The sequence below is a fragment of the Pseudomonas sp. 382 genome, assembly GCF_002759075.1.
Classification (GTDB): Bacteria; Pseudomonadota; Gammaproteobacteria; order Pseudomonadales; family Pseudomonadaceae; genus Aquipseudomonas; species Aquipseudomonas vlassakiae.
The window spans coordinates 1-25,897 of record NZ_PEMX01000048.1 but is presented as its reverse complement, the minus strand read 5'-3'; the positions used below and the strand labels follow the sequence as shown (position 1 = coordinate 25,897).

26 protein-coding genes and 3 pseudogenes are annotated in these 25,897 nt (G+C 55.6%); 16 read left to right on the top strand and 13 right to left on the bottom strand.

Going from position 1 to position 25,897, the window contains the following annotated elements; all coding sequences use genetic code 11:
- Positions 1-142: 142 nt before the first annotated feature.
- Both CQW31_RS28655 and CQW31_RS28650 read left to right on the top strand, forming a co-directional pair.
- Positions 143-559: a hypothetical protein gene (locus tag CQW31_RS28655; RefSeq protein WP_256587450.1), complete on the top strand. Its 417-nt coding sequence runs from the start codon at positions 143-145 to the stop codon at positions 557-559.
- Positions 560-582: 23 nt separating this feature from the next.
- On the top strand, positions 583-2,064 hold the full coding sequence (locus CQW31_RS28650; protein WP_054884833.1) for a TniQ family protein: 1,482 nt from the start codon (positions 583-585) through the stop codon (positions 2,062-2,064).
- Here the strand turns inward: CQW31_RS28650 and CQW31_RS31050 are convergent.
- Positions 2,036-2,959 carry a TniQ family protein gene (locus tag CQW31_RS31050; protein ID WP_143524268.1) on the bottom strand — a complete coding sequence of 308 codons (924 nt, stop codon included), beginning with the start codon at positions 2,957-2,959 and terminating at the stop codon, positions 2,036-2,038. The genes CQW31_RS28650 and CQW31_RS31050 overlap by 29 nt on opposite strands.
- Before the next feature lie 329 nt (positions 2,960-3,288).
- Here CQW31_RS31050 and CQW31_RS32300 point away from each other — a divergent pair, with 329 nt between their 5' ends.
- From CQW31_RS32300 to CQW31_RS28635, 3 genes are all read left to right on the top strand, one after another.
- The gene (locus tag CQW31_RS32300; protein ID WP_054884855.1) at positions 3,289-3,612 is read left to right on the top strand and encodes an antitoxin Xre/MbcA/ParS toxin-binding domain-containing protein; all 324 of its coding nucleotides are present in this window, start codon (positions 3,289-3,291) and stop codon (positions 3,610-3,612) included.
- Between the two features lie 144 nt (positions 3,613-3,756).
- Positions 3,757-4,089: a DUF2790 domain-containing protein gene (locus CQW31_RS28640; protein ID WP_054884832.1), complete on the top strand. Its 333-nt coding sequence runs from the start codon at positions 3,757-3,759 to the stop codon at positions 4,087-4,089.
- A gap of 137 nt (positions 4,090-4,226) precedes the next feature.
- Positions 4,227-4,415, top strand: coding sequence for an AbrB/MazE/SpoVT family DNA-binding domain-containing protein (locus tag CQW31_RS28635; RefSeq protein ID WP_054884831.1), 189 nt, complete (start codon positions 4,227-4,229; stop codon positions 4,413-4,415).
- Positions 4,416-4,519: 104 nt separating this feature from the next.
- On the opposite strand, the gene CQW31_RS28630 is transcribed toward CQW31_RS28635, so the two are convergent.
- The 6 genes from CQW31_RS28630 to CQW31_RS28605 all read right to left on the bottom strand — a co-directional run bounded on the left by CQW31_RS28630 (position 4,520) and on the right by CQW31_RS28605 (position 9,367).
- Complete coding sequence (locus tag CQW31_RS28630) at positions 4,520-4,975, bottom strand: DUF411 domain-containing protein (protein WP_054884830.1); 456 nt, start codon at positions 4,973-4,975, stop codon at positions 4,520-4,522.
- On the bottom strand, positions 4,965-5,747 hold the full coding sequence (locus tag CQW31_RS28625) for a cytochrome c (protein WP_082433520.1): 783 nt from the start codon (positions 5,745-5,747) through the stop codon (positions 4,965-4,967). Before CQW31_RS28625 ends, CQW31_RS28630 begins: the two co-directional genes overlap by 11 nt.
- A 10-nt stretch (positions 5,748-5,757) precedes the next feature.
- Complete coding sequence (locus CQW31_RS28620) at positions 5,758-6,858, bottom strand: copper resistance protein B (RefSeq protein WP_054884828.1); 1,101 nt, start codon at positions 6,856-6,858, stop codon at positions 5,758-5,760.
- The gene (locus CQW31_RS28615; protein ID WP_082433519.1) at positions 6,848-7,171 is read right to left on the bottom strand and encodes a hypothetical protein; all 324 of its coding nucleotides are present in this window, start codon (positions 7,169-7,171) and stop codon (positions 6,848-6,850) included. Before CQW31_RS28615 ends, CQW31_RS28620 begins: the two co-directional genes overlap by 11 nt.
- A 14-nt stretch (positions 7,172-7,185) precedes the next feature.
- Entirely contained in the window at positions 7,186-8,979 is a 1,794-nt protein-coding gene (locus tag CQW31_RS28610) for a copper resistance system multicopper oxidase (RefSeq protein ID WP_054884826.1), read from the bottom strand.
- Between the two features lie 181 nt (positions 8,980-9,160).
- A complete protein-coding gene (locus CQW31_RS28605; protein ID WP_054884825.1) occupies positions 9,161-9,367 on the bottom strand; it encodes a co-regulatory protein PtrA N-terminal domain-containing protein in 207 nt (68 codons plus the stop codon).
- Positions 9,368-9,532: 165 nt separating this feature from the next.
- On the opposite strand from CQW31_RS28605, the gene CQW31_RS28600 reads away from it, so the two are divergent.
- The 9 genes and pseudogenes from CQW31_RS28600 to CQW31_RS28560 all read left to right on the top strand — a co-directional run bounded on the left by CQW31_RS28600 (position 9,533) and on the right by CQW31_RS28560 (position 20,129).
- Entirely contained in the window at positions 9,533-10,210 is a 678-nt protein-coding gene (locus CQW31_RS28600) for a heavy metal response regulator transcription factor (RefSeq protein WP_054884824.1), read from the top strand.
- Positions 10,210-11,610: a heavy metal sensor histidine kinase gene (locus tag CQW31_RS28595; protein ID WP_054884823.1), complete on the top strand. Its 1,401-nt coding sequence runs from the start codon at positions 10,210-10,212 to the stop codon at positions 11,608-11,610. The genes CQW31_RS28600 and CQW31_RS28595 overlap by 1 nt, the downstream gene beginning before the upstream one ends.
- A gap of 36 nt (positions 11,611-11,646) precedes the next feature.
- Positions 11,647-11,994: a hypothetical protein gene (locus CQW31_RS28590; protein WP_023048569.1), complete on the top strand. Its 348-nt coding sequence runs from the start codon at positions 11,647-11,649 to the stop codon at positions 11,992-11,994.
- Positions 11,995-12,080: 86 nt separating this feature from the next.
- Positions 12,081-13,331, top strand: a complete 1,251-nt coding sequence (locus tag CQW31_RS28585) for a TolC family protein (RefSeq protein WP_054884822.1) — start codon at positions 12,081-12,083, stop codon at positions 13,329-13,331.
- The gene (locus CQW31_RS28580) at positions 13,328-14,788 is read left to right on the top strand and encodes an efflux RND transporter periplasmic adaptor subunit (protein WP_054884821.1); all 1,461 of its coding nucleotides are present in this window, start codon (positions 13,328-13,330) and stop codon (positions 14,786-14,788) included. The genes CQW31_RS28585 and CQW31_RS28580 overlap by 4 nt, the downstream gene beginning before the upstream one ends.
- Positions 14,785-17,942: pseudogene (locus CQW31_RS28575) on the top strand (efflux RND transporter permease subunit). The gene CQW31_RS28580 and the pseudogene CQW31_RS28575 overlap by 4 nt, the downstream one beginning before the upstream one ends.
- The gene (locus CQW31_RS28570; protein WP_023048565.1) at positions 17,939-18,292 is read left to right on the top strand and encodes a copper-binding protein; all 354 of its coding nucleotides are present in this window, start codon (positions 17,939-17,941) and stop codon (positions 18,290-18,292) included. Before CQW31_RS28575 ends, CQW31_RS28570 begins: the two are co-directional and overlap by 4 nt.
- 160 nt (positions 18,293-18,452) lie before the next feature.
- Complete coding sequence (locus CQW31_RS28565; RefSeq protein ID WP_371263243.1) at positions 18,453-18,779, top strand: four-helix bundle copper-binding protein; 327 nt, start codon at positions 18,453-18,455, stop codon at positions 18,777-18,779.
- Between the two features lie 657 nt (positions 18,780-19,436).
- Positions 19,437-20,129, top strand: coding sequence for a hypothetical protein (locus CQW31_RS28560; RefSeq protein WP_177332370.1), 693 nt, complete (start codon positions 19,437-19,439; stop codon positions 20,127-20,129).
- A gap of 102 nt (positions 20,130-20,231) precedes the next feature.
- Here the strand turns inward: CQW31_RS28560 and CQW31_RS28555 are convergent.
- Together CQW31_RS28555 and cadR are read right to left on the bottom strand one after the other, a co-directional pair.
- Positions 20,232-20,452 (bottom strand): annotated as a pseudogene (locus CQW31_RS28555) (copper resistance protein B); the annotation flags it as partial.
- A gap of 166 nt (positions 20,453-20,618) precedes the next feature.
- The gene (gene cadR, locus CQW31_RS28550) at positions 20,619-21,014 is read right to left on the bottom strand and encodes a Cd(II)/Pb(II)-responsive transcriptional regulator (RefSeq protein WP_054884819.1); all 396 of its coding nucleotides are present in this window, start codon (positions 21,012-21,014) and stop codon (positions 20,619-20,621) included.
- A 73-nt stretch (positions 21,015-21,087) separates the two neighbouring features.
- On the opposite strand from cadR, the gene CQW31_RS28545 reads away from it, so the two are divergent.
- Together CQW31_RS28545 and lspA are read left to right on the top strand one after the other, a co-directional pair.
- A complete protein-coding gene (locus CQW31_RS28545) occupies positions 21,088-23,499 on the top strand; it encodes a heavy metal translocating P-type ATPase (protein ID WP_371263242.1) in 2,412 nt (803 codons plus the stop codon).
- A gap of 116 nt (positions 23,500-23,615) precedes the next feature.
- Positions 23,616-24,128 carry a signal peptidase II gene (lspA, locus tag CQW31_RS28540; protein WP_054884818.1) on the top strand — a complete coding sequence of 171 codons (513 nt, stop codon included), beginning with the start codon at positions 23,616-23,618 and terminating at the stop codon, positions 24,126-24,128.
- A 170-nt stretch (positions 24,129-24,298) separates the two neighbouring features.
- Here the strand turns inward: lspA and CQW31_RS31045 are convergent, their stop codons facing one another.
- The 4 genes and pseudogenes from CQW31_RS31045 to CQW31_RS28520 all read right to left on the bottom strand — a co-directional run.
- Entirely contained in the window at positions 24,299-24,868 is a 570-nt protein-coding gene (locus CQW31_RS31045; protein WP_158238191.1) for a DUF4946 domain-containing protein, read from the bottom strand.
- A 7-nt stretch (positions 24,869-24,875) separates the two neighbouring features.
- Complete coding sequence (locus CQW31_RS28530) at positions 24,876-25,391, bottom strand: ATP-dependent zinc protease (RefSeq protein ID WP_082433515.1); 516 nt, start codon at positions 25,389-25,391, stop codon at positions 24,876-24,878.
- Positions 25,392-25,440: 49 nt separating this feature from the next.
- Positions 25,441-25,770, bottom strand: a pseudogene (locus CQW31_RS28525) (cation transporter); the annotation flags it as partial.
- 9 nt (positions 25,771-25,779) lie between these two features.
- Positions 25,780-25,897, bottom strand: a 118-nt coding sequence (locus tag CQW31_RS28520) for an IS3 family transposase (RefSeq protein ID WP_048377417.1), incomplete at its 5' end; no start/stop codon positions are given.

The window sequence follows — 25,897 nt, the reverse complement described above, 5'->3', positions numbered from 1 at the left end:
TCTTTGCGGGTCTGCTTGCGCTTGCCGGCGTACTCGGCATCGGCGAAGGTCATCTGCTTCATCAGAAAACTCGGTGGGTGGCGTTCGGCTATTTTGCCAAAATCAGAAAGTCTTTTTCAGACTGTCCTTAGCAAAACTGCTTATGCTTGCGCAGCGCCATGTAATTTGGGAGGGCATCGACACCATTACGCCACTGGTGCTTCAGCAGGTGTATGACAGTCAAATGAGGCTTTTGCACAAGCCCATCGAGGCCCTACGAAGCGGTGATCCACTTCAGATTGCTGATTTCGAGGACATGATGCCTACAAAAGACCAAATCGCCCAAATGATGAGCTACGACTTGGCTCGCCGGGCGGACAGGGCTCATCTTTCGCTACTTACACAAGCCGCGATTACTCCTCCACCTCTAGCCGAAGATAAATCGGTTCCGAAGGCTCCAAATCGTACGGTCGTACCGGTTGCTGATGGCGCGTTAGATAACGTGCATTTTTCGAAGCACGAAGACCTCCAGGATCAGCTCGAACAGCGCGGCTGGGTGGATAGAGATTCTTCCTGGTGACATGAGGCAGGGAGTTCAGGGTAATGGCTGATCTTCTGTTGTGCTTTCCAAAGCCGTTTCCGGATGAGTCGCTCTATAGCCTGGCCGTTCGCTATCACAAGCTAGCGGCGAATCCGGGATACCGCGTGACGAGCCAAGAGCTCTTCGGCAGCTACTCGCGTACATGCGGTTCTATCCTGCCGTGCTGCTTAGGGGCTCTGTCAGAGCGTCTGGGAGGTGCCATTTCTGTAAGACAGCTGATCGAGCGCTTCACGCTTTTACCGCTTTATTTGCCTTTTTTAAATGACGAGAAAGGCCGCGACGCCGCCATTCTGATGGGAGGTAATCGAGGGACAGGCCTCAAGATGGCCTTGGGCATTACAGCATCGCGCTTCCTCCAACACGCCTCGTTTAGGTATTGCGAGAGCTGTGTGAGAGAGGACATTCTGGAGTGCGGCCTAGCCTATTGGCACCGCATTCACCAGGCTTCGGGCGTTTGCGTCTGTCCACGCCACAGCGATGTACTACAAGCAATGACATTTCCCGGAGGGTCGGACTGGCGTTGTATGTTGCTTCCGGGGGAATCTGCTGGAACGCCGGTTATGGACTGCGGTGACCACACTGGGGCCGTTGCCATTGCCCGCATGCAGTTGTGGGGGCTCGACCATCCCGATGAGATGAAAACGATTCAGGCTGGAAATTTGCTCAGGAAACGTTTGGACGAGATGGGCTTTATCAGGTCTGGACGAATTAGAGAGCAGATGCTGAGAGATTTCTTAACCAGACGACTTCGGTGCAGTCCTAGCGCCGCCGAGTTTGAAGAAATAGTCAGATCCGCTGACTGGGTCTTTCAGATGTTGCGGCGACACGGTCGAATCGTGCAGCCCTTAAAGTTCTATTTTCTCTGCTGGCTCCTTGATCTAGGGCTGGAACACCTGAAGCCCTACCGTCTGGACGCCGATATTTGCGCCGGTGTTGGGGTCCGGCGTGATAAATCGCAGCACCTCATGCAGGACGATGACCTTCACGCCCGGCGAATAGCCTTTGCAAAAAGTGCGAACCTCAAATGTCATGACAAGCCGGGTTATCAGTGGTTGTACCGCAACGACAGGGAATGGTTGGCTCGTTATGTTGCTGCGAACCCCTACCACAGAGACCAAAGAATTTTGGTCGATTGGCAATCCAGGGACTCGGCCCTTGCGTTGCAGCTCGCTAAAGCGAAGACGATCATTCTTTCTGTAGACGGAAAGCCTCAGCAGGTCACCCGTGCTGCTCTATGCAGGGGTGTCATAAACGGTTCAGCTCTCCTCAAAATGCCACAAAACTTTCCGATGAGCATAGGGTTGATGGCGGATTTGCTTGAATCTACTCATGACCACCAGCTACGTAAAATTCGGTGGGCAATTCGAGAATATTCTCTGACTGAAAACTGTGCGATGAGTGTTCTCTACCGTTATGCAGGAATACGGATATCTCGCGTCTCCGATCATGAAGTTCTTAGGCAGATACGTGACGATAGGGATTAGTTCTATTGGCCTCGTACAAAAGTTTATTGAATATAGATCTCTTCTTCTCTCGCAGAGCTTCTTGCTCGCTCTTGTTATTTAGCAAATTGAAATAGTTTTCAGCGGTGTTGCATCCTAAAAACACATAGATAGGATATTTGTCGCTGGTGGCAATATTTGTGTTAGTAAGTTTTGAATCTATTCCCATTTCCTTTTTGATAAGTTTGGAAATATTTAGCTCGGTTTTATCGAATGCATAAGTGCGACTTATCATGAGACTTGCATATGCGACAAAGCCTGCCACTCCATCATTGATCATCGGGCCGCGATAGTCCAAAAGATCTGCGACAAATTTTGCGTACATATAGCGGGTTGATCCGAATTCTCGTTTTTGACGTCTTGGCCATTTGTTGTGTTTGCTACACTTGGCTAGGTGACCAATATCGTGCTTTTTTAGTGGCATTGAGCAGGACGGACATGTCTCGATTAGAGTACAGGCATGAGTGCTGCAAACCTGTACAGAGCCCAACACGTGCCTGCAATGAATGTAGGGGGTTCCACAATTATGCAGGTCCTCGCGAACACAATCTGGACAAACTTTTGCCCAAGTCTTCGGTGTAACGATTGCGGTCGCTCGATGACGCCCGAGGGCGGCTATCATAGGATACAAAGTGTGATTATTCAGAGCTAATTCCGAAATTTTGTGTTCGTTCAGTAGCTTTGGGTAATGAAATTCTTGATGCGGCCGCCACTCTGTTTGCAGGGGGCCAAAGGTTTTATTTATCCCGAAGCCAGCACGAGGTATCGGTTTTATATAGAAATCTTCAGTTTTTAAGGATTTAATACCTAGAAGCTCATTGCCGCGCTTAAGCGCTGATGCGATATATTCTCCAGGTAATGGTGCAAAAATTTTCATGAAATAAGGTTCTGATACCCGTTGCTAGACGAGCGGTAAGCTATTTTAGTTAGAGGATACCGGTATTGCATCCACATTATTGATCGTGTTGGGCTAAGGTGTGAAGGTGAAAGGGCGTCGGACGTGCTTAGGAATCAAAATGGCTCCAGTCCGGCAGCCACGCACAAGAGGAGGTCGATGTAGTGAATCCTACAAGCACGCGCCCACCTGTTGAATCGCAGGCCTTTCCACCGACATTCCACCTGGTTCATACCCACCCTGACGAGTTGAGCCAGCTGGAGCTCCTGCGTCTAGTCCAAGCAGGTTTTTTTTTCAGCGACGTAAAGTGCATGGTCGAGTCATCGAGCCTGTTCAAGGCTCGGAACCTCGTTGGGAGAATCACAGGAAGATCGACCAGAAGCATTCACCGTCTGAGCCATCCCGATCAGGCCCATCGCCTGGACACCCAGCAGAGCGCGGTGGCGTTCCAATATGCAAAAGGACTGGAGCTTGCATCGAAGGCATTTGGCTCTCAGATGCTCGCGGAGCAGTGGCTTTGCAGACCGTGCGGTCATTTGATGGGTTTTGTACCCTTCGAAATGCTCGACACGGCGCTCGGGTTCAGCGTGGTAGCGGACTATCTTGAACGTCTACGCGTGGGTGTCTACCAGTAGTTAGCCTGAGTGGAAATTGGTATGCGGTGAAGACGCAACGTTACCGTCTTCAACAAGCGGGACTTACAACCTTGTAATCCCCGTATCACTCAATTGACAGCGACAAAACCTTAATCTTCAGTCACGTCTAGTGGAGTGATTGAAATGAAAGTCATCAAAAGCATCACCGCGATCCTGGCCATAGTGGCCTCCTCAGCCGCGCTTGCCGAAGGAGGATCCGACCGTCTATACGGGAAGATGATTCAGGCCAATGAGCAAGCTATGCGAGCTTATGCAGCCGCCAATGGTAAGAAGCCACCTGAGGTGATCCATTATCACTACGGGATGCGGCTCGACGTGGCGAGGGTAATCAGCATGACATCGACCAAGGCGAGTTGCGACGTGATGCCGGCACAGATGAACTACGAGGATTCCAACGGAGACGTGAAAATCCTTGAATACCGGACCGCTGGAGTCGGTTGCCGGGGCCAGAACTGAGCATTCAGCGAGCGGACAGGGCTTACGCTGATAAAAAGCCGGGTTGAAGCGTCAATTCCGGCGATTGATCGCCTGGTGACCGGCTTACATGACTCGGGGAGTACGATGAGGATTGGTAGCTCAGACAGGAGAGCCTAATGACTGAATCAGTGCGCACCACGGTAAAGTGCCTTGATCCTGGCGACGGCTCCGGCGATGTCATTGTGGAATTACCCGACAATTTTCTGCGCGAGCTGGGGCTCACGACGGGCGACATACTCTCCATCGAGCTCATCAACGGCGGTATCGTACTCAAGCCAGTACGCGAGTGCCGTGAATCTGATTAGCTACCTTTTGCAGGCCCACTGTATCGTCGTGTTGAGCAGATGAAGCTTTCTAGCGGAGCACATGGGACGGCAGTCAGCCTACTGCCGTCCTTCGGGTCGATGAGTTATTTGGCCGGATAGTTGGCGACTACTTGGTCCTCGCCGCTTTTGGTTAAACCAATGACTTGGTAGGCATGGCTTACGCCATCAACCTCCATGCCTGGGGATCCAGCTGGCATTCCTGGTACGGCGATCCCGGCCAGATCGTACCGCCCCCTGAGTTCTCGAATCTGCTCAGCTGGCACGTGACCTTCGACAAACTTTCCGTCGATCACAGCTGTGTGGCAGGACGCTAACCGTGGCGCTACGCCCAGCTTCTGTTTCACTGCGCTCATGTCCGTCTCAACATGGTCGATCACTTTGAAACCATTAGCTTCCAGGTGCGCAATCCACTTCTTGCAGCAACCGCAGTTCGCGTCTCGGTGAACGTCGATGGACAATGGCTCGGCAGCGTAGGCCGCAGAGGTCACCAGAAGCCCAGCGATAGCGGCTAGCCGAACGAATACCTGGTTAGTTGGCATGAGTGTGCTCCTTACCGTCTTTGTGAACATGCGTCTTAGGCGACGATGCCGGGTGGCCATCCGAATGGGCCTCGACCGCATTGTGGTCACCGTGATGATCTGCCGCTTGGGCGGAGCCTGCGGGTGCAGTTCCGTGGTCGTGAGCTGCCTGGGCATGATCGTCGTCTGCCGCTTCGTCGTGATCACCATGCTCGGCACGACCGCCTACGCCGTGCTGGCCCTCATGGTTGTGCATATCGCTTTCACCGCCGCCGTGCTGGTGGCCACCGCTCGTGGCCACTAGAGCCTTGTACTGCTCAGGATTCATTTGAGGCAGTTGGTCCAGGAACGCGACGATTCCCCAGATGTACTCGTCACCCATGCTCTTGCCCCAAGCGGGCATGCCGGTGGCTTTGATACCGTGTTTGATCGTCCAGAATGCGGCGGCCGGATCGCCTCCGACACCGACCTTGGTGAGGTCAGGTGGCGACGGATATAGCGCTTGGCTTAGTTCAGTCTTCCCAACGCCTGGGGCGAGGTGGCACCCAATGCACATGGCGTTGTAGTTGCCTGCTCCTGCCTTGATCAACGCGGCATTCTTTAGGTCAGGCACTTCAATGTCTCGCGCTCGAACCTCAATCGACCGGTCGCGAGCCATGGCGAGAAACGAATGGACAGCCGGAAAGTGAGGATCATCGGCGCCGACATTCACCAAGCCGAAATACGCCGTGCCCAATACAGCAGCACTTCCGACAGCACCGGCCACGAGCAGCGTTGTAATTGTTCTTTTCATGTTGGAATTCTCAGAACCACATCCTGATACCGGCAACGAAGCGTGCCTCATTAACATCTCCGCCCTCGTCTCGGATGAAGTCAGCGGTGTTGCCGTAGGAGCGGCTCCAGGTAACGCCTATGTATGGAGCAAACTGGCGGACAATTTCATACCGTAGACGCAGCCCGACTTCGGTATTGGCCAGACCCGAGCCAACACCGCGCTCAGGATCGTTCTTGCCATAGAAGTTCGCCTCGGCCGTGGGCTGCAAAATCAAGCGATTGGTCAGCAGGATGTCGTATTCGCCCTCAAGACGCGCAGCAGTCTGGCCGTTCTCGCCTATGAACGCCGTGGCTTCGGCCTCGAAGTCATACAAGGCCATGCCCTGAATACCAAAGGCTGCCCAGGTCTGTGGGGATTCCGGTTTGAAATCCTGACGGACCCCGGCGACCACATCCCACCATGGACTGACCGAGCGGCCGTAAAGCAATTGCATCTCGGCGTCTTCGGTTACCCCATTGGTGCGCTCGCCTTCCGAACGAACCCAGAGTCGATTAATGTCACCGCCTACCCAGCCTGAAGCGTCCCAGGCCAGGGTGCTGCCCTCATCGGCGTCCTGGTATTCGAGTTGGTCCAACAGGAAGAAACTGTTGATTCCGCTGTCGTGCACCTGATGTCCACCCAAAGGCGGAAAGGCTGCCTCACGGTCGGCTTCGGTGAGCACTGGAATCGGCGTGCGGCTTGTTGTGGTTGGAGAAGTCGCTGAATCATGGTTCATCTGTGAATGGTCCATACCCTTCATCGAACCGTGATCCATGCCCTTCATGTTTCCATGGTCCATCTTGCTATGGTCCACCGGGCTGGATTTGCTCTGGCTTTGAGCATGCCCCATCTGGCTGTGATCAACAGGGGCAGTCTGTTTCTGCTGTTTGCTAACCCCCATCTTGCTGTGATCCATCGCCGGCATCGATTCGGACGGAGCAGCATCCATTTGCATGGAACCGTGCCCCATATTCGAATGATCCATGCCCGAATGATCCATTACTTCAGCGGCGAAGCTGGGCGTTACGCCCAGCATGCCGATTGAAACTGTCAAGGCCAGCAGCGAAGGCCGCCCAAAGCTATTGGCCATCTTTTCCTGCCTTAGCTTTGTCGCTGCCATGCGATTCCATCATTTTGTCGTGGTCCATGCCCTCCATCGAACCATGGTCCATCCCCTTCATCGAGCCGTGATCCATACCTTCCATGGAACCATGGTCCATGCCTTCATGGTTCATCCCTTGGCCCTGCTTGTTCTGCGAGCCTTTGGCTTTGCTTGCCTCGGTGGATTTCTGTGAGTGCTGATCATGGTTGTCGCTGGACCACGACGACGGGGCATAAATAGCCAGCATGCCTACCATCGCAGCAGAAAGGAAAAAGGCGCTTCGTTTCATTGGTTTGCTCATCTCAGATCTCCAGTTCATTCGTCCACACGGACTTCTCGGAACATGCCCATTTCCATGTGGAACAGTAGGTGACAGTGATAGGCCCAACGTCCCAAGGCATCTGCGGTGACGCGATAGCTTCGTTTTGAGCCAGGTGGCATGTCGATGGTGTGCTTGCGAACCATGAAGTTGCCGTTCTCGTCCTCCAGATCACTCCACATACCGTGGAGATGGATGGGGTGAGTCATCATGGTGTCGTTGACCAAGGTGATGCGAAGACGCTCGCCATATTTCAACCGCAGCGGTTCAGCGTCGGAGAATTTGATACCGTCGAACGACCACGCGAACTTCTCCATGTGGCCGGTAAGGTGCAGTTCGATTGTCCGTCCAGGCTCTCGACCATCGGGATCGATGAAGGTGCTCCGCAAATCGGCGTAGGTCAGCACTCGGCGTCCGTTGTTGCGCAGGCCAATTCCCGGATCGTTCAGCTTCGGGGTCGGCGACATGGTCTGCATATCGACCAACGGGTTGTTGGTCTCGGAAGCTGGATGGCTCTGCATTGCACCGCTCATGCCGGCCATGCCCTCATGACCCATGCCAGCCATCTTGCTGTGGTCCATGCCGGCCATGCTGCCATGGTCCATGCCAGCCATCTTGCTGTGGTCCATGCCGGCCATGCTGCCGTGATCCATTCCGCCCATGCTGCCGTGGTCCATGCCCATGTCGCTCATGGCGATGATCGGGCGCGGATCTACCTCCGGCACGGGCGCTTGCAAGCCTTCACGAACTGCCAGGGTGCCTCGGGAGTACCCGGTACGGTCCATGGACTGCGCGAAGATCGTATAGGCCTGCTCGGTTTCAGGTTCGACGATGACATCGTAGGTTTCCGCAACGGCGATCCGGAACTCATCGACCGATACGGGTTTGACGTACTGGCCGTCGGCAGCCACAACCGTCATCTTCAGCCCAGGAATCCGGACATCGAAATAGGTCATGGCCGAGCCGTTGATAAAGCGCAGGCGGATTTTCTCGCCGGGCTTGAAGATTCCCGTCCAGTTGCCGTTCGGAGCCTGGCCGTTCATGAGGTAGGTGTAGGTATACCCGCTCACGTCAGCGAGGTCGGTGGGGCTCATCTTCATTTCAGCCCACATCTTCCGATCCGCTACAGCGGCCGACCAGCCTTTCTCGCTCACATCGTCAACGAAGTCGCCAACTGTGCGCTTGTGGAAGTTGTAGTAGTCAGATTGCTGCTTGAGTTTGGAGAGCACCCGCGCCGGGTCTTCATCCGTCCAATCGCTGAGCATGACGACGTAATCGCGGTCATACACAAACGGCTCGGGATCTTTGGCATCGATCACCAGAGCACCATAAACGCCGGACTGTTCCTGGAAGCCAGAGTGGCTGTGATACCAGTAAGTACCGTTTTGGTGGACCTTGAACTTGTATTCGTACATGCCATCGGGAGCGATGCCGTGGAAGCTCAAGCCCGGCACACCGTCCATGTTGGCGGGCAGGATGATGCCGTGCCAGTGAATGGAGGTGTCCTGTTTCAACCGGTTGCGTACGCGCAGCGTCACGGTGTCGCCTTCGCGCCATCGCAGGATTGGCCCTGGCACGGAGCCGTTGATGGCCATGGCCGTACGAGCTGAGCCCGTGATGTTGACGGGCAGGTCACCGATATACAGATCGAAGTCCGTGCCGCTGAGCACGTTCGGTTGGCCAGGGCTGGTCACGGCCCAGACCGGCGCGCGCCACATGCCGAGCCCACCCAGAAGTCCGGTAGCGGCCAGGCCTTTGACGAAAGATCGTCTCGTGGTTTTGCTTTGCATGCCGTTGCGTCCAGTCAGGTAGATCGCTGATATCCAGGCTGCTCGATGGCGCAGCCCTTGGGTTCATTGGAGCTCTCACCAGTCTCGTAGACTTTTGCCACTGCGCGAGGCTGATGAGAGGCCGTAGTCTGAAACTGCCATAGTTCAGATTCCGGGGTGATTACATTTCTGTAAGCTCGGATCAGCAGCTCTCGTGGCCCGCGTGCTTGCCGGACTGGGCGGCGACTGGCGCCTGCTCTTTCTTCTCCTGCGCAACCTGGTAGGCTTGCATGGAGCTTTGGCGAGCCGCTTCCATCCGCGCAAAGGTCCGGTCCGCGCCGCCCTCTGCCAGGGCGATGCCTGCCATGCCGAAGGTAACGATCATCACAATTGCTTTGACCATGTTCATCTGAAGATCCTCAGTGGCTTCTGCGCCTCATGGCGTCAGGTACAGGGTCAAGTTAGCCTCGCGGTGCTGTCAGAAAACTGAGCTCGACATTACTTTTCCGTCAGCTTCTGGTTGGGCGTCTTTTTTCCTGCAAACTGGAGATGCACCCCGCGTGGATGAGAGCAGATGAAATTACTCGTAGCCGAAGATGAGCCGAAAACCGGTGTCTACCTCCAGCAAGGCTTGACAGAAGCTGGCTTCACCGTTGACCGGGTGATGACAGGCACTGACGCCCTGCAACAGGCGCAGAGCGAAGTGTATGACTTGCTAATTCTCGACGTGATGATGCCGGGGCTTGATGGCTGGGAGGTCCTGCGCAAGATCCGTGCAGCGGCTAAGGATGTACCGGTCCTTTTCTTGACGGCCCGTGATGGCGTAGACGATCGTGTGAAAGGTTTGGAGCTGGGCGCTGATGATTACCTGGTGAAGCCCTTCGCATTCTCGGAGCTGCTGGCTCGGGTTCGCACGTTGCTGCGCAGAGGCAACGGTGCTTCTGCTCAAACCACCATGAAGATGGCAGACCTTGAGGTGGACCTGCTCAAGCGTCGGGCTACGCGAAACGGCAAGCGGATCGACCTTACCGCCAAGGAATTTTCCCTATTGGAGCTGCTCATGCGCCGACGCGGCGAGGTGCTCCCCAAGTCGCTGATCGCTTCTCAGGTCTGGGACATGAACTTCGACAGTGACACCAACGTGATCGAGGTCGCGATTCGCCGACTGCGGGCCAAGATTGATGACGACTTCGCGCCAAAGCTCATCCATACCGCCCGAGGCATGGGCTACATGATGGATGTGCCCGAGTAATGCGCCCACAATCATCGCTCGTCAAGCGACTGACCCTGATGTTCATGTTCGCGGTGACTGCTGTCTTGGTCGTTGCCGGCGTGGCTTTCTACGGACTCAGCCAACACCATTTCCGGATGCTGGATGAGCAGGCACTCTCCGAAAAGCTGGAGTCAACGCGTCATATCCTGTCCATCTCAGCAGCGCGAGGCGGGCTCGACGATCAGGAGCAGCAGCTGCGGGCGTTGCTCGGCGCACATCAGGATCTTTCGGCGAAAATCACCAAAACTGACGGAACGGTCCTTTTTTCAGAACCCAAGGCTTCACAAATTCCTGAGCAGTTCGAGCAGGCGCACCGGGGCGCAGTTTGGGAATGGCAGGATGAAGCGCAGAACTTCCGGGGTATCACCGCCCAGTTAATCATCGCGGGTGAGCCGGAACCGGTGACGGCCGTGCTGATGCTCGATGTCACCACTCACGCGCATTTCTTTATCACCCTGCAATGGTGGTTCGGCATCGGCTTGGTGATCAGCGCGATTGTGAGCGCAGGCTTGGGCTGGGTCGTTGCCAAGAGTGGGCTTCGGCCTGTTGGACAAATCACCAAAGTGGCCACCGGGATGTCGGCAAGATCGCTCCGCGAGCGCATTCCGCTGGAGCCCGTACCGCTAGAGCTTCAGGAGCTCATCCTGTCTTTCAACGGGATGCTGGGACGGTTGGAGGATGCATTCGTTCGGTTGTCCAACTTTTCTGCCGATATCGCTCACGAGTTGAGAACGCCGGTCAGCAACCTACTGACCCATACCGAAGTGGTGCTCACCAAGAAGCGTGACCTGGATGCCTATGAGGAAAACCTCTATTCGAATCTGGAGGACCTTAAGCGCATGTCGCGCATGATCGATGACATGCTTTTCCTTGCCAAGGCGGATAACGGTCTCATCGTGCCCGAGCAGGTCGATGTGGACCTCTCCGAACTGGTATCCAAGCTGTTCGAGTACTACCAGTTCCTGGCCGAGGACCGGAGCATTCAGATGACCCTACAAGGTCGTGGCAAGGTTCGTGGCGATCGCCTGATGATTGACCGAGCGCTTTCCAACCTTTTATCGAACGCGTTGCGCTACACCCCGGAAGGCAACGAGATATCAGTGCAGATCGAGCAAACACGTGAAAACGTGACGTTGTCCATACGTAACAGCGGAGTAACCATCGATCCTCAGCACATTGGCAAGATCTTCGACCGGTTCTATCGGGCTGATCCAGCCAGACGCGAAGGTGGACCAAGCAATGCAGGTCTGGGCCTGTCGATAACACGCTCCATCATCGAGGCTCACAGCGGACGAATTTGGTGTACTTCAGCGGAGGGATTCACAACCTTTTACATCAGCCTTCCAGCCTCCAAGCGGTTGATTGGTGAAGCCTCTTAATGCTGAATTCATCCCGGTAACCTATACTCGCCCATCATGAAACGCTTCATTCGACTGCTCACCATCCTGATGCTTATCGTGGCGCTTCCGCTTAACGGGATGGCGGGCATCGATTCGGCGACTGAACCTTGTCCAATGCAGACCATGGGCATGGAAATGATGGCGGGCATGGACCATGACTGCTGCCAGGACCAAGAGCCGGGCAAGACTGGTGACCATGCCAAATCCTGCAAGGTAGGCCAGGAGTGCAGAACTGCCAGCACAGTGCAGCTCAGCTTCCTGACGCCTGGACTGACCTATGCCAAGCCACGACCTGCCGATACCTACGCTGTAGGCATAGCAACAGGTTCTCCCCCCGATCCATGGCGTCCTCCCCGCGTCTGACTCCCTCTTAATTTCACACCATCGTTCTGCCTAGCAGCGGGCCGATGGCACGCGCCTGGGCGCTGATCTTTCGAGGAATCATTCTCATGACTCCCCAACGTTTTCAGGGACGAACTTCCACTGCCGTCCTTTTCATACTGCTGCCGGCTGTCTCAGCACAGGCTGCAACGCTGTCGCTGGATGAAGCGCTGCAACTGGCTGAACGCAACGCTCCCTCTCTACAAGCCCGCCAGGAGCAGGCATCAGCTGCGCGCAACTTAGTCATTCCAGCGGGCGAACTACCCGACCCGCGCTTGAATCTTGGGGTACAAAACCTGCCGATTGAAGGCGCTGATCGCTGGAGCATGAACAGAGACTTCATGACCATGCAGGTGGTTGGCCTGTCCCAGGACGTACCGAACCGGGACAAGCGTAAAGCTCGCGTAGAGACAGCTCAGGCCACGGTCGAGCGAGCCGATGCTGAGGCGGTCTTCGAGCGCCTGAAGATTCGAGCGGCAACCGCGCAGGCTTGGGTTAATGCGTACACCGTGCAGCGAAAACTTGAACAGTTCGACGCTTTCTACAAAGAAAACCAGCTGCTGGCTTCTACGGTGCGGGCGCGCCTGGCCGGAGGCGCAGGCTCGACGGCCGATACGCTGGCTCCGAAACAGGAATTGGCGCAGTTGGACGAGCAGAAGGATGTTTTATTGAGTCAGGCAGCTCAAGCGCGATCCGCGCTGAAGCGCTGGATTGGGCAGGACGCCGAAGTAGGGGCGCCGACGTTCCCACTCTGGCCTGTAGACGCAGCTGAATACCTGCACTCCGTACATGCCCATCCGGAGCTCAATACCTACAACGCCATGACACGCGAGGCGCAAGCCCAGGTACACCAGGCCCAGGCAGAAAAGAAGTCGGATTGGTCTTGGGGGGTGGATTATCAGCGTCGTGGCCCGGACTTCAGCAACATGGTCAGCCTGCAAGTCAGCTTCCAGTTGCCGTTGTTCACCGGCTCCCGGCAAGACCCGATGATTGCGGCGCGACGCGCACAAGTTCGCCAGTTGGAGGATGAGCAGGATGCAGCCCTGCGCGAGCATCAAGCCCAGCTTGAAACAGACCTTGCCGAGTACCAACGTTTGCAGCGGGCGGTGCGGCGCAGTCGCGAGACGCTTCTACCTCTGGCCGAGGACCGGGTACGCCTCGCTCTGGCGGACTACCGCGCCGGTAAGTCGCCGTTGAGTGAAGTGCTGTCGGCACGTCGGCAACGCGTGGAAGCGCTGTTACAGGATGTGGATCTGCAAGGACAGTTGGCTGCAACAGCAGCGCGTCTGCATTTCGTATATGGAGAGGTGCGGGCATGAGGAATAGGTCGATTGGTTTGGTTGTGGCTGCTGCCCTTGCTATTGGAGCAGGCGCGGGCTTCTGGCTAGGAGGACGGGGCACGGTTACCCCATCGCAGCCAGTAGGTGAGCAAAAAGCGCTGTACTGGTACGACCCGATGTATCCCCAGCAGCATTTCCCGGCACCCGGAAAGTCGCCGTTCATGGACATGCCGCTCGTGCCCAAGTATTCAGACGAGACGGATGACAAGGGGCAGCCTGCGGTTCAGGTCTCGGCTGGGCTCCAGCAAAATCTCGGGATGCGATTGGCAACGGTGATGGCTGGCAGGCTTGAACGATCCCTGAGCGTGAGCGGCGTTCTGGCGTTCGACGAACGCGACTTCAGCGTGTTGCAGGCCCGTACTGGCGGTTACGTCGAACGCGTATATGGCCGGGCGGCGGGGGATATAGTTGCTAAAGGGGCTCCCCTAGCCGATGTGCTGACCCCGGAGTGGGCTGGTTTGCAGGAGGAATATCTGGCGTTGCGGCATTCCGGCGACGCTCAGCTGACGGCGGCGGCACGACAGCGGCTCCTGCTCTCCGGCATGCCGGTCTACCTGATCAACCGGGTCGCGAGCACTGGAAAGGTACAGCTCTCGGTCACACTTTCCGCGCCCACTGCCGGTGTCATCCAGGTTCTCGATCTGCGACCCGGCATGACGCTGACGCCGGGGACTACCTTGGCAAGGATCAACGGAGTGGCCAACGTCTGGCTGGAAGCCGCTGTGCCAGAAGCCCAGGCTCAAGGCCTGCGCGAAGGCCAGCCTGTGCAAGCGCAATTGCCAGCTTTCCCAGGCGATCCGGTACCGGGCAAGTTGACCGCGCTGTTGGCTGATGCCGATTTGCAAAGCCGCACGTTGCGCCTGCGTATCGAGTTGCCCAACCCGGATGGACGGCTTCGTCCTGGGATGACCGCTCAAGTGGCTCTCAATCCCGGCGTGTCTTCCGAGCAGAGCCTCTTGGTGCCTGCCGAGGCGGTCATACGCACCGGCAAGCGGGATCTGGTGATGCTGGCTGAAGAAGGTGGTCGCTTCCGACCGGTGGAAGTTGTGTTGGGTCAGGAGAGCAAGGGGCAAGTTGCGGTGTTGCAGGGCCTTCAGGCAGGTCAGCGCATCGTCGCGTCGGGGCAATTCCTACTGGACTCCGAAGCTAATTTGAAAGGCATCGAAGCGGCGACGGCGCCAGACGTTCAGCCAAAAGCGGGGCCCGCCTTACATGAAGCGAACGGCCGTATCGTGCAGATAGATGGAGCCCAGCTCACCGTTGACCATGGTCCCTTCCTCACCCTGGGTATGCCTGGGATGACCATGACCTTCCCGGTGGCTGATCAGTCGCTCCTTGATGGCCTCAAGGTCGGTGCACAGATTCGCTTTGGCATACGCGAACGCGACGAGGGCATGGTGGTTGAGCAGATCAAAGTGTTGGAGGGCCAACCATGATTGCCAAACTGATCCGCTGGTCGGTAGGCAACCGGGTACTGGTGCTGCTTGCTACGCTGTTTCTGGTGGCATGGGGCTTCGTCTCGGTGCGCAGTCTGCCAATCGACGCCTTGCCCGACCTGTCGGATGTACAGGTGATCATCCGCACGTCCTACCCAGGTCAGGCTCCTCAGATCGTTGAGAATCAGGTGACCTATCCGCTGACCACCACAATGCTCTCGGTTCCGGAGGCCAAAACGGTACGCGGCTTCTCCGCCTTCGGTGACAGCTTCGTCTACGTGCTGTTCGAGGACGGCACCGATCTGTATTGGGCGCGCTCTCGGGTTCTTGAGTACCTGAGCCAGGCACAATCGCGATTACCTGCGGCAGCCAAGCCGGTACTCGGACCGGACGCCACCGGAGTCGGGTGGATTTATCAGTATGCGCTGGTCGATCGCAACGGTGGCCATGACCTGTCGCAACTGCGCAGCCTGCAGGACTGGTTCCTGCGCTATGAGCTCAAGACCCTGCCGGATGTCGCTGAGGTGGCCACCATCGGCGGTATGGTCAAGCAATACCAAGTCCTCCTCGATCCGCTTCGCATGGCCAGCCTCGGTATCACCCAAGCTGAGGTGATAGAGGCTATAGGTAAGGCCAACCAAGAGACCGGCGGTGGTGTGCTGGAGCAAGGCGAAGCAGAATTCATGGTTCGTGCGGCCGGCTACCTAGGATCGCTGGACGATTTCAGAGCGATCCCTCTGCGACTGGCTACCAAGGGCGTGCCGGTGAACTTAGGCGATGTCGCTACGGTGCAGATAGGTCCGGAAGCCCGCAGAGGCATAGGTGAACTGGACGGCCTCGGTGAAGCCGTAGGTGGAGTGGTTATCCTGCGCAGCGGCAAGAATGCTCGTGAGGCCATCGCGCACGTCAAGGCCAAGCTCGAAACCCTGAAGAAAGGCCTGCCTGCCGGGGTGGAGCTTGTCACCGTCTACGACCGCAGCCAGCTGATCGACCGTGCTGTGGAGAACCTCAGTCACAAACTGGTCGAGGAGTTTGTGGTAGTGGCGTTGGTATGCGCAGCGTTTCTCTGGCACCTGCGCTCGTCGCTGGTGGCCATCGTGTCGCTGCCCGTGGGAATCCTGATTGCGCTGATCGTCATGCGTCATCAGGGTATCAACGCCAACATCATGTCCCTTGGCGGAATCGCTATTGCCATCGGTGCAATGGTGGACGCTGCCGTGGTCATGATCGAGAACGCCCACAAACGTGTAGAGGCCTGGCATGCCCAGCATCCTGGTCAACCTTTGCGGGGCGAAGCGCATTGGAACGTAATGACGGAGGCGGCCGTCGAGGTTGGACCAGCGCTGTTCTTCAGCCTCATGATCATCACGCTCTCGTTCATCCCGGTGTTCACGCTGCAAGCCCAGGAGGGCCGCCTCTTTGCCCCCCTGGCCTTTACCAAGACCTACGCGATGGCAGCGGCGGCTGCGCTATCGGTGACCCTGATACCGGTGCTGATGGGGTATTGGATCAGAGGGCCACTGCCTGCGGAACAGAGCAACCCGCTCAACCGGGGCCTCATCCGGCTGTACCGTCCGGCATTGGAGGTCGTCCTGCGCCGGCCCTTGCTTACCCTCGCTGGAGCATTGCTCATCCTGCTCAGCAGTCTGTGGCCCTTGAACCATCTGGGTGGCGAGTTTCTTCCCCCACTTGATGAAGGTGATCTGCTCTACATGCCTTCAGCCTTGCCTGGACTCTCCGCGCAGAAAGCTTCAGAGCTGTTGCAGCGAACGGATCGCTTGATTCGTACAGTCCCCGAGGTAGCCAGCGTCTTTGGTAAGGCCGGCCGCGCCGAATCGGCCACTGACCCTGCACCGCTGGAGATGTTCGAGACCACCGTGCGGCTCAAGCCCAAGAGTGAATGGCGTCCAGGTATGACCACTGAGAAGCTAATCGAAGAGCTTGACCGTATCGTGCGTGTGCCTGGGCTCACCAATATCTGGATTCCGCCTATCCGCAATCGGATTGACATGCTGGCAACCGGCATCAAGAGTCCGATCGGCGTCAAGGTTGCCGGCAGCGATCTGAACCAGATAGACCGGGCTACCCTTGCTGTGGAGCGGGCAGCGAAAAGGTGCCTGGAGTGACTTCGGCCCTGGCAGAGCGTTTGACTGGCGGTCGCTACATTGATTTGGACATCGACCGCCATGCCGCTGCGCGTTATGGCCTGAACATTACCGACGTACAGGCTATTGTCGCCGGTGCCATAGGTGGCGAAACCATTGGGGAAACGGTTGAAGGGTTAGCTCGCTATCCCATTAGCGTGCGCTATCCACGAGAATGGCGTGATTCCGTGGAGGGGTTGCGTCAGCTGCCGATCTACACGTCGCAGGGGGGCCAGCTGACGCTTGGCACCGTGGCTCGCATACATATTGCCGATGGCCCGCCCATGCTCAAGAGCGAGAATGCTCGCCCCTCGGGCTGGGTGTACATCGATGTGCGCGGCAGAGACCTATCGTCTGTTGTGGCAGACCTGCGGCAGGTGATCGACACCGAGGTAAAGCTCGATCCGGGCATGAGCTTGAGTTACTCCGGGCAGTTCGAATACTTGGAGCGCGCTAACGCACGCCTGGCCTGGGTGGTGCCGGCGACGCTGGCCATCATCTTCGTGCTGCTCTACCTGACTTTTGGGCGCCTCGGTGAGGCGCTACTCATCATGGGCACGCTACCGTTCGCGCTAACCGGAGGCGTTTGGCTGCTGTACCTGCTGGGCTACAACCTGTCGGTGGCCACAGGCGTTGGTTTCATTGCCTTGGCCGGCGTAGCTGCGGAGTTTGGGGTGATCATGCTCATTTACCTGAATAACGCTTGGGCTGAGCGTCAGGCCAGTGGCGAAACCACACGAGCAGCGCTGCTCGGCGCAATCCGTGAGGGTGCGGTGCAGCGCATCAGACCCAAGGCAATGACCGTGGCAGTCATCGTTGCAGGCCTGCTGCCCATCCTCTGGAGCAGCGGTACCGGCAGCGAGGTCATGAGTCGCATCGCGGTGCCCATGGTCGGCGGCATGCTAACCGCTCCGTTGCTCTCCCTGTTTGTAATACCTGCGGCGTACTGGCTGATCCGTCGCCGCGAACTTACTGTCACTACCCCCAACCCCTCAGGAGAAAACCAATGAAAAAGCTAATCGTCATCGCAGCCCTGGTCACAGCTTTCGCCGCCAGTGTGCATGCCCAGGACATGGATGGTATGGACATGAAGAACATGCCAGCTTCCGCCGAAGGAGGCCAAGGCACCCAGGCGGCACCCACCGCGCATGCTGAAGGGGCAATAAAGGCGCTGGATCCTCAAAGCGGAAAAATCACATTGGCCCACGGCCCGGTAGCAGAGCTCAAATGGCCGGCGATGACCATGGGTTTCCATGCTGAGCCTGCACAGCTGAAGGGCTTGAACGTAGGAGACAAGGTGAAATTTGGGTTCCGTATGGAAGGAAGCGTCGCGAAGATCGTGAGCATTCATAAGCAGTGATGTTCAAGCCTTAAATGATCGGGCACGCCTTCACACCGAGAGGATTCGGACAAGCTTACAGAAATGTAATCAATCTTCAGGACCCCGTCAGGTCGAACGCTACGTACCGTCATGAGACGGTGCACTGGCATCAAATCGACCCGATACCGGAGATATGACCATGAACAGTCGCTTTGAAGAATGCATCTCGGAATGCCTGCGCTGTGCGCTGGCCTGTGAAGGCTGTGCGTCAGCCTGCCTACAAGAACAAGATGTAAAAATGATGGCTGACTGCATCAAGCTGGACAGAGATTGCGCAGATATGTGCAACCTTGCGGCTACCTTGATGGCACGAGAAAGCATGCTGGCCAAAGAGCTTTGTGCCCTATGCGCCAAAATTTGCCGGGCCTGCGGGGAGGAGTGCGGTAAGCATAAGGCAGACCACTGTCAGCAATGCGCCCAGGCCTGCATGACCTGCGCAGAATCCTGCGAAGCAATGGCTGCGTAAGCGAATTTCGCCAAGCCTCCGCCTGCTTTCCATGCGCCTGATTAAGGATTTGGGTACGTCGATAATCGTCGTGCTTAGGGAGGCGGGTAGACCGCTGATGGACATGCGCTCTGGCAGAGCCTAGCTTGGGCAGCTAGCAAACCAGAGGCGCAGCGATCTGATAGCAAAGAAGCCCGCCTCAGCGGCGGGCTATCAGATGTCTCCAAGGGGAGGCTGTAGGCCAACAAGTCTCGGAGCAAGCACTTGTAGGATACGCCTGTTGGCTCACGCCCACCAGCCAGCTTCGGCGGAAGCGAGTGGTCCTACGTTCTGACGGCCGGCATTGGAAGCGGCTTGGTGAAGGCCACGTCGATTTGCAGGGCGATCCGCCAAGACAAAGCCGGCTGATTATCCCCAAGCGGTATACGATCAGGAAGAGTCAAAGGCAAAGCTAGGGGTGAATCTAGCGGGTACCCACATTTGAGGGCAAAATCTCCAGCTTCGCCTACAGTGCATTGGGTTGAGGGGGAAGGTGTGGGAGCAGAGCTAGATCGGGTAAAGGATCGCAAAAGGAGCAGAGCGTTAATCGAAGACCTCTACCTCGACGCGAACCGAGTTTACGTAATTCACTACTCCTGCGAATCGTTTTATGAAAATGATACGGGGGAGTCGAAACGTGTGACATCCATCGCCACACGGAACCTAAAAACCGGCCAAACCAAATCGTGGTCCATCCATAAAGAAGCAGAGCTCAGCAAACAGCTCTCCAGCATGCAAGCAGAGCTCAATAAATTCGAAAAGTCGATGCTGAAAGGCTTTTTCCAATGGCTTGATAAGCACAAGGATTGTCGGTTCCTGCATTGGAACATGCGAGACGAAAATTTCGGGTTCTTTGCGCTTGAGCATCGCTTTCGGGTGCTCGGGGGCAAACCCGTAGAGCTGCCGGATGACAAGAAGGTTGACCTTGCGCGTGAGCTGGTTGCGTTATATGGAAGAAACTATGCCCCGCATGCCGATAGCAGGGGAAGGAAAGGCAGGATCATGGCGTTGGCTGAACTCAATAATGCCAGCGACCAAGACGCACTGCCCGGCGCTGATGAGGCTGCCGCCTTTGTGAACGCTGAGTACATAAAAATGCATCAATCGACCCTCAGGAAGCTCGATATGTTTGCGAACTTCTTCGAGCGTACACATGAAAAGTCCTTGAAGACTAAATCCAGATGGTACGAGCGGAACGGGGTGCATCCTGTTGTGTTAATTGAAATCGTCAAAGACCACCCGATCTACACGACAGTTATCGTACTGAGCGGCCTTGCCATTGCCGCTGTCAATTTCAGCCGTTTCTTGGCGCTTTTCAACTACCCCCTGTAGTGCAAGCACCATTTCACCAATCTTTGGGCATCGTTATTAGGTTTGGAGGTATCTACAAAACTGGGACGATTCAGTAACGCCCTGAATACTAAAGGCTGCCTAGGTCTGTGAGGATTCCGTTTTGAAACCCTGACGGACCCCGGCGACCAGATTCCACCATGGACTGACTGAGCGCCCGTACAGCAATTGCAGCTCAGCGTCTTCGGTTGCCCCATTGGTGCGCCTTTATCCGAACGAACCTAGAGTCGATTAATGTCGCCGCCTACCCAGCCTGATGCGTCTCAGGCCAAGTACCCCTCATCGGCGTCCTGGTATTCGAGCTGGTGGAAAGGCTGCTGGGGGCACAATAAAGCTTGTCACAAGTGGGCAGGGCCCTGGTGGCGATCATCCTCCGCCTACACAATGTAACGGGCCGTCTAAGTGCTCACGGGCCATTTCCGTAGGAACAGTCACGCTCGGCAACGACTGCATGCCGAGTAACCATCCTGATTACTGGCTAACTGTGAGCTGCTGAAGGATCTGACAAGCCGCAGCCTCGCGACCGTCGTTACAGCTTTGCCTCAGCTCCACCAATTGCAACTGCAACACCTGCAAGCAGGCAATGCGATCCCTGACGTGCTGGATATGCTTATCAACGAGCTCGTTGACACCGGCGCAACTGCTGGACGGGCGGTCTCTGTAGCTTAACAAGCGACGTATTTCTTCCAGGGTCATGTCGAGCGTTCTGCAGTTTCTGATGAAAGCCAATCGATCTACGTGCTGCTGAGAGTAAAGCCGATAATTTCCCCCGCTTCGTGCAGGATCAGGCAGAAGCCCCTCGCGTTCGTAGTACCTAATCGTAACGACCTGACAGTTCGAAATTTTAGCCAGCTGGCCAATTTTCATCGCAATCTCCAAAAACGCTTGACTCTATAGTGGCTATAGGTTGTTGACTATACACCTGCATAGGAGAATCCAAATGGTAAATTGTTGCGACGATACTCCCAAAGCGAGCCCCGCAAGCAGCACGTCTACCACGAGCTGTTGCAAGGCCGCGTGCTCAGCTCCTGCCGAACCGTCCGGTCAACTGAGCACCTTCCGCATCGAGCAGATGGACTGTCCCACTGAGGAAGCTCTCATCCGGAATAAGCTGGAGCAGATCCCGGAGGTGCTGAAACTGCAATTCAATCTGATGAGCCGCACTCTCGGTGTGTGGCACGCACCACTATCGGCGCAGACCATCGTTGATGCTATCGCGTCTGTGGGCATGCGGGCGGTTCGCTTCGAGGCCACAGTAAGTACGCGAGTAAATATTGCTCAGATGGACTGCCCCACCGAGGAGCGGTTGATAACCGACAAGCTATCGGGAATGCCAGGCATCGCAGCGCTACACTTCAATCTGTTGCAGCGCACTCTCACTATTAGTCATGAGCCTAACGCGCTTGAGGCGGCTTTGAGTGCAATCAGAGAACTCGGCTTCACTCCTCAATCCCAGGTAGAAGCCAAAGCTTCGATTGAAGCCCAACCACCAGTCAAGAGTCATTGGTGGCGTCTTGGGCTGTCTGGTATAGCAGCGGTGTCGGCGGAGATTTTGCATTTCAGCCAAGCAGTACCAGAATGGGTAGTAGCCCTGATCTCCGTTGCCGCGGTGCTCCTTTGCGGTCTGGCCATCTACAAAAAAGGCTGGATCGCCCTCAAGAACCGTAACCTCAATATCAACGCCCTAATGAGTATTGCGGTTACGGGCGCAATTTTGATCGGACAGTGGCCCGAAGCGGCCATGGTTATGTTCCTGTTTGCAGTCGCCGAGCTAATAGAAGCAAAGTCTCTCGATCGAGCCCGCAATGCCATTCGCGGCTTAATGGACTTGGCGCCTGAAAAGGCAACTGTCCAGCAAGCCGATGGCAGTTGGATAGAGACGGATGTCGCTAATGTGCCGATCGACAGCACGGTCAGGGCGCGCCCAGGCGAACGCATCAGTCTTGATGGAGAGGTTGTCCGAGGGAACTCGACCATCAACCAAGCACCCATTACTGGCGAAAGTCTACCTGTGGAAAAAACCATCGGTGATCCCGTGTTCGCCGGTACTATCAATCAGGCCGGGGAACTTGAGTATCGGGTCACAGCAGAAGCCAGCCATTCCACTCTGGCCAGAATCATCCATGCGGTAGAAGAAGCACAAGGTGCACGTGCACCGACTCAGCGTTTTGTAGATCAATTCGCCCGTATCTATACGCCAGCCGTGTTCGCATTCTCATTAGCGGTAGCGATTCTGCCCCCATTGTTGATGGGAGGTGAGTGGTTCGAGTGGATCTATCGTGCCCTGGTTTTGCTGGTAGTGGCCTGTCCCTGTGCGCTGGTCATCTCGACTCCTGTCTCCATCGTTAGCGGCCTTGCCTCAGCTGCTCGCAAAGGTATTCTGATTAAGGGAGGGGTGTATCTGGAAAGCGGTCGCATGATCACCCACCTAGCCTTAGACAAGACTGGGACAATCACCCATGGTAAGCCAGTGCAAACTGACTACATGCCTCTGACCGATGGACTATCTAAGGATTTTCGCACTTTCGCTGCAAGTCTTGCAGATCGTTCTGACCATCCGGTATCGCAGGCCATAGCCACACAGGCGATTGAGCAATCCGTTTCCATATTGAACGTTGACGATTTTGAAGCCTTACTGGGCCGTGGCGTGCGAGGTGCTATTGATGGACACCGCTATCACCTCGGCAATCATCGGCTTTTAGAAGAACTGGGTTTTTGCTCCCCGACAATCGAAGCCACGCTTGACCACCTAGAACGCCAAGGCAAAACCGTCGTCATTCTGTCAGATGAGACACAGGCACTGGCGTTGTTCGCGGTAGCCGATACAGTGAAAGACACCAGTCGAGCCGCGATCAAAGAACTTCATGAGTTGGGCGTGAAAACCTTGATGTTGACGGGTGATAATCCGCATACAGCCGAGGCCATTGCGTCCCAGGTTGGTATTGATGAGGCCAAGGGTAGTCTGCTCCCGTCTGATAAACTGAACGCAATCGAAGCCCTGATCAATAAAAAAGCGACCGTAGGGATGGTCGGCGATGGCATCAATGATGCGCCGGCGCTCGCACGAGCCAATGTGGGCTTCGCTATGGGGGCTGCCGGTACTGATACAGCAATCGAAACGGCCGATGTCGCGATCATGGATGATGATCTGCGTAAAATACCGGCCTTCATTCGTCTTTCCCGCCAAACTGCTGCTGTGCTCACTCAAAACATCGGCCTTGCCCTTGGGATCAAAGCCATCTTTTTGGTGGTAACGCTGTTGGGGCACGCCACTATGTGGATGGCAGTGTTCGCCGACATGGGAGTAAGTCTGTTGGTTGTCCTGAACGGCCTGCGTCTACTGCGCAAGTAAGGGCGGATGAAGATCAAGCTACAACATTTCCGGTGGGGCGCTGAGCAGGGCCGAGATAGCGGTTCTCTGTTGCGGCCAATCTTAGAGAAGATGAAACTTCCAGGACGAAATAGACAATGAGCACTGGCAAGGATACTAATACTACAAGGTGTTGGTTGTTTTGGGGAATCGCAGCCGCCTTGGCAATGCTCGATCAAGGGCTCAAGTACGCCATTGAACAATTGTTTGTGTTAGGTAACTCGATCACCGTAGCGCCATTTTTCAGCTTAGTGCACGCCCGCAATACGGGGGCGGCATTTAGCTTTTTGGCGGATGCTGGCGGTTGGCAACGTTACTTCTTCATTGCCATTGCCCTGGGTGTTGCCGTGACACTGACCATGATGCTTCGTCGAGCACGTCCGTTGTGGGAAGCGTTGAGTTACAGCCTCATCTTGGGGGGGGCAATAGGAAATCTTCTCGACAGATCTGTCCGTGGGTATGTTGTGGATTACCTCGATTTCCATTACCAAGGCTGGCATTGGCCAGCGTTCAACTTGGCAGACATCGCCATCGTCGGGGGTGCGCTGCTGATGGTGGTAGTAAGTTTAGTGAGACCTGTGAGGCCAGCGTCTGAGGTGGATCGGACGTAATCGCACGCGACGTTACGCAGAATGTGGGGTAATAGGTTGCGTACACTGCTGATGATGTCGCTCACGACCTTAATCAGCAGTGTACACATCAATGCCATTTTGCTCCGGTGCTATACAGCGCTTGTGAAGCTGGTCGACACAGCGACGTACATAGACCTCGCACACGTTTATCAGTCTGAATTCAGTGACCTAAGCAAACTCGAAAATTCATCCAAATGATCAGAGAAAACTTCAGGGACGGCCGCGTACTCCAGTGAATAGCTGGCCTGCCCCCCAACAGCTGTTACCAAGGTGTGTTTGAGGACCTTTTTGCCGCTGGCCATCATGAGACAGGTTGTCTGCAACCCACTCAGGTCACCGACTTGCACTGATGTCGGTCTGCTGCAAGTCGCCAGAAGCCCCAGCCCCGAGTAGTGTTGTTGGAGCGCTTTACGCATTATCACGATGACGTTTTCGATGTTCACGATATGCTCGTTAAGCGTTACACGAGTGATTTCCATCGCAGCGACTTGTTTGCCATCTTTGTCTTCCAAAATAGCTCTCTGGCGTGAGCCGATAGGCTTCCCCTGTGTATCTATCGGGCTCGAAAGTACAGAGCTCTTCCAGCCGACAGGCCAATCTATCTGGTCATCAGGATCGCATATTTTAAAAATAATCACCGAAAGTGATGCTACGCAGACTAAAATGATAGAAAACTTATTAAATAATAGTGTTGGAAAACTCGATTTAGCAGTGCGCACACTCACCTCAGTTTTTAATACAACGCGGTTCCATAGTGAATGTCCGCGAGGCATCTACCGCACCTAAATTTTGCAGCGTGCGACGACCAATCAGAACTGGATAGTTCATTTTTCCGCGATCCTTAAGCGAAAACTCCTCTTCGTACATTCGAGTTCCAATACACATCCGCATCGTCACAACCGGCCTAGTTTCAGCACCACCTGCACCACGTACTTTAACGCTACGGATTATCTTGCGTTCAAATGGAGAGTTCGTCAGCTTACCGGATTTGCTGTCTTTTACCTCGACATTGAAGCGCACCCATTTATCTCCGTCCTTTTCATAATGTTCTAAGTCCTTGGCGTCCATAGACGACGTCAAGGCACCGGTATCCAGCTTGATTTTGACTGCGATATTTTCCGGCTGAATGAGCCCTTCCTCTACCCAGCCAAAGATTTTGGGTGGGTTTGGGCCCGCAAAACTGGAGCTCATGGTCAGGGCAACAAATAAACCTGCAAGCCAAGGAGTCGTCCGAAATTTCATAATAAAACCATAGTGAGCAATATTTTAGTTTCAAGCTGCCGTGATCCGGTTAGTCAGCTCTCAAGGCCAGGATGCGGCGTGCACCGTTTAGCACGATGAGGCCTACGAGTGTGCCAATGACCAAATCTGGATAGGAAGAACCTGTCCAAGCAACCAATGCCCCTGCTGCGATTACGCCAATATTCGCGAGCACATCATTCGCTGAAAAAATCCAACTCGCTTTCATGTGGGCGCCACCTCCGCGGTGACGATGGATCAGAATGAGGCAAATGACGTTGGCAGCCATTGCAGCTAAGCCAAACCCCACCATCAACATCGACTCGGGTTCACTGCCGTAAAGGAACCGCCTACCAACCTCTCCAATAACGCCTAGGGCGAGTTGTGGTGGTCAACTCATTCCGGACACGGTTTTGAGTTTTTCTTCAGCTTTGGCCGGAGCCAGTCCATTGTTGAATTGATGGGGCCGGAGCCAGTTGTAGTGGCCCATCAGGTACTGACTAATATCT

What these genes read in the sequence shown, in the direction of transcription:
- CQW31_RS28655 (WP_256587450.1), top strand. Translation starts at nt 143, where the DNA reads ATGCTTGCGCAGCGCCATGTAATTTGGGAGGGCATCGACACCATTACG.
- CQW31_RS28650 (WP_054884833.1), top strand. Translation starts at nt 583, where the DNA reads ATGGCTGATCTTCTGTTGTGCTTTCCAAAGCCGTTTCCGGATGAGTCG.
- CQW31_RS31050 (WP_143524268.1), bottom strand. Translation starts at nt 2,959, where the DNA reads ATGAAAATTTTTGCACCATTACCTGGAGAATATATCGCATCAGCGCTT.
- CQW31_RS32300 (WP_054884855.1), top strand. Translation starts at nt 3,289, where the DNA reads ATGGTCGAGTCATCGAGCCTGTTCAAGGCTCGGAACCTCGTTGGGAGA.
- CQW31_RS28640 (WP_054884832.1), top strand. Translation starts at nt 3,757, where the DNA reads ATGAAAGTCATCAAAAGCATCACCGCGATCCTGGCCATAGTGGCCTCC.
- CQW31_RS28635 (WP_054884831.1), top strand. Translation starts at nt 4,227, where the DNA reads ATGACTGAATCAGTGCGCACCACGGTAAAGTGCCTTGATCCTGGCGAC.
- CQW31_RS28630 (WP_054884830.1), bottom strand. Translation starts at nt 4,975, where the DNA reads ATGCCAACTAACCAGGTATTCGTTCGGCTAGCCGCTATCGCTGGGCTT.
- CQW31_RS28625 (WP_082433520.1), bottom strand. Translation starts at nt 5,747, where the DNA reads ATGAAAAGAACAATTACAACGCTGCTCGTGGCCGGTGCTGTCGGAAGT.
- CQW31_RS28620 (WP_054884828.1), bottom strand. Translation starts at nt 6,858, where the DNA reads ATGGCCAATAGCTTTGGGCGGCCTTCGCTGCTGGCCTTGACAGTTTCA.
- CQW31_RS28615 (WP_082433519.1), bottom strand. Translation starts at nt 7,171, where the DNA reads ATGAGCAAACCAATGAAACGAAGCGCCTTTTTCCTTTCTGCTGCGATG.
- CQW31_RS28610 (WP_054884826.1), bottom strand. Translation starts at nt 8,979, where the DNA reads ATGCAAAGCAAAACCACGAGACGATCTTTCGTCAAAGGCCTGGCCGCT.
- CQW31_RS28605 (WP_054884825.1), bottom strand. Translation starts at nt 9,367, where the DNA reads ATGAACATGGTCAAAGCAATTGTGATGATCGTTACCTTCGGCATGGCA.
- CQW31_RS28600 (WP_054884824.1), top strand. Translation starts at nt 9,533, where the DNA reads ATGAAATTACTCGTAGCCGAAGATGAGCCGAAAACCGGTGTCTACCTC.
- CQW31_RS28595 (WP_054884823.1), top strand. Translation starts at nt 10,210, where the DNA reads ATGCGCCCACAATCATCGCTCGTCAAGCGACTGACCCTGATGTTCATG.
- CQW31_RS28590 (WP_023048569.1), top strand. Translation starts at nt 11,647, where the DNA reads ATGAAACGCTTCATTCGACTGCTCACCATCCTGATGCTTATCGTGGCG.
- CQW31_RS28585 (WP_054884822.1), top strand. Translation starts at nt 12,081, where the DNA reads ATGACTCCCCAACGTTTTCAGGGACGAACTTCCACTGCCGTCCTTTTC.
- CQW31_RS28580 (WP_054884821.1), top strand. Translation starts at nt 13,328, where the DNA reads ATGAGGAATAGGTCGATTGGTTTGGTTGTGGCTGCTGCCCTTGCTATT.
- CQW31_RS28570 (WP_023048565.1), top strand. Translation starts at nt 17,939, where the DNA reads ATGAAAAAGCTAATCGTCATCGCAGCCCTGGTCACAGCTTTCGCCGCC.
- CQW31_RS28565 (WP_371263243.1), top strand. Translation starts at nt 18,453, where the DNA reads ATGAACAGTCGCTTTGAAGAATGCATCTCGGAATGCCTGCGCTGTGCG.
- cadR (WP_054884819.1), bottom strand. Translation starts at nt 21,014, where the DNA reads ATGAAAATTGGCCAGCTGGCTAAAATTTCGAACTGTCAGGTCGTTACG.
- CQW31_RS28545 (WP_371263242.1), top strand. Translation starts at nt 21,088, where the DNA reads ATGGTAAATTGTTGCGACGATACTCCCAAAGCGAGCCCCGCAAGCAGC.
- lspA (WP_054884818.1), top strand. Translation starts at nt 23,616, where the DNA reads ATGAGCACTGGCAAGGATACTAATACTACAAGGTGTTGGTTGTTTTGG.
- CQW31_RS28530 (WP_082433515.1), bottom strand. Translation starts at nt 25,391, where the DNA reads ATGAAATTTCGGACGACTCCTTGGCTTGCAGGTTTATTTGTTGCCCTG.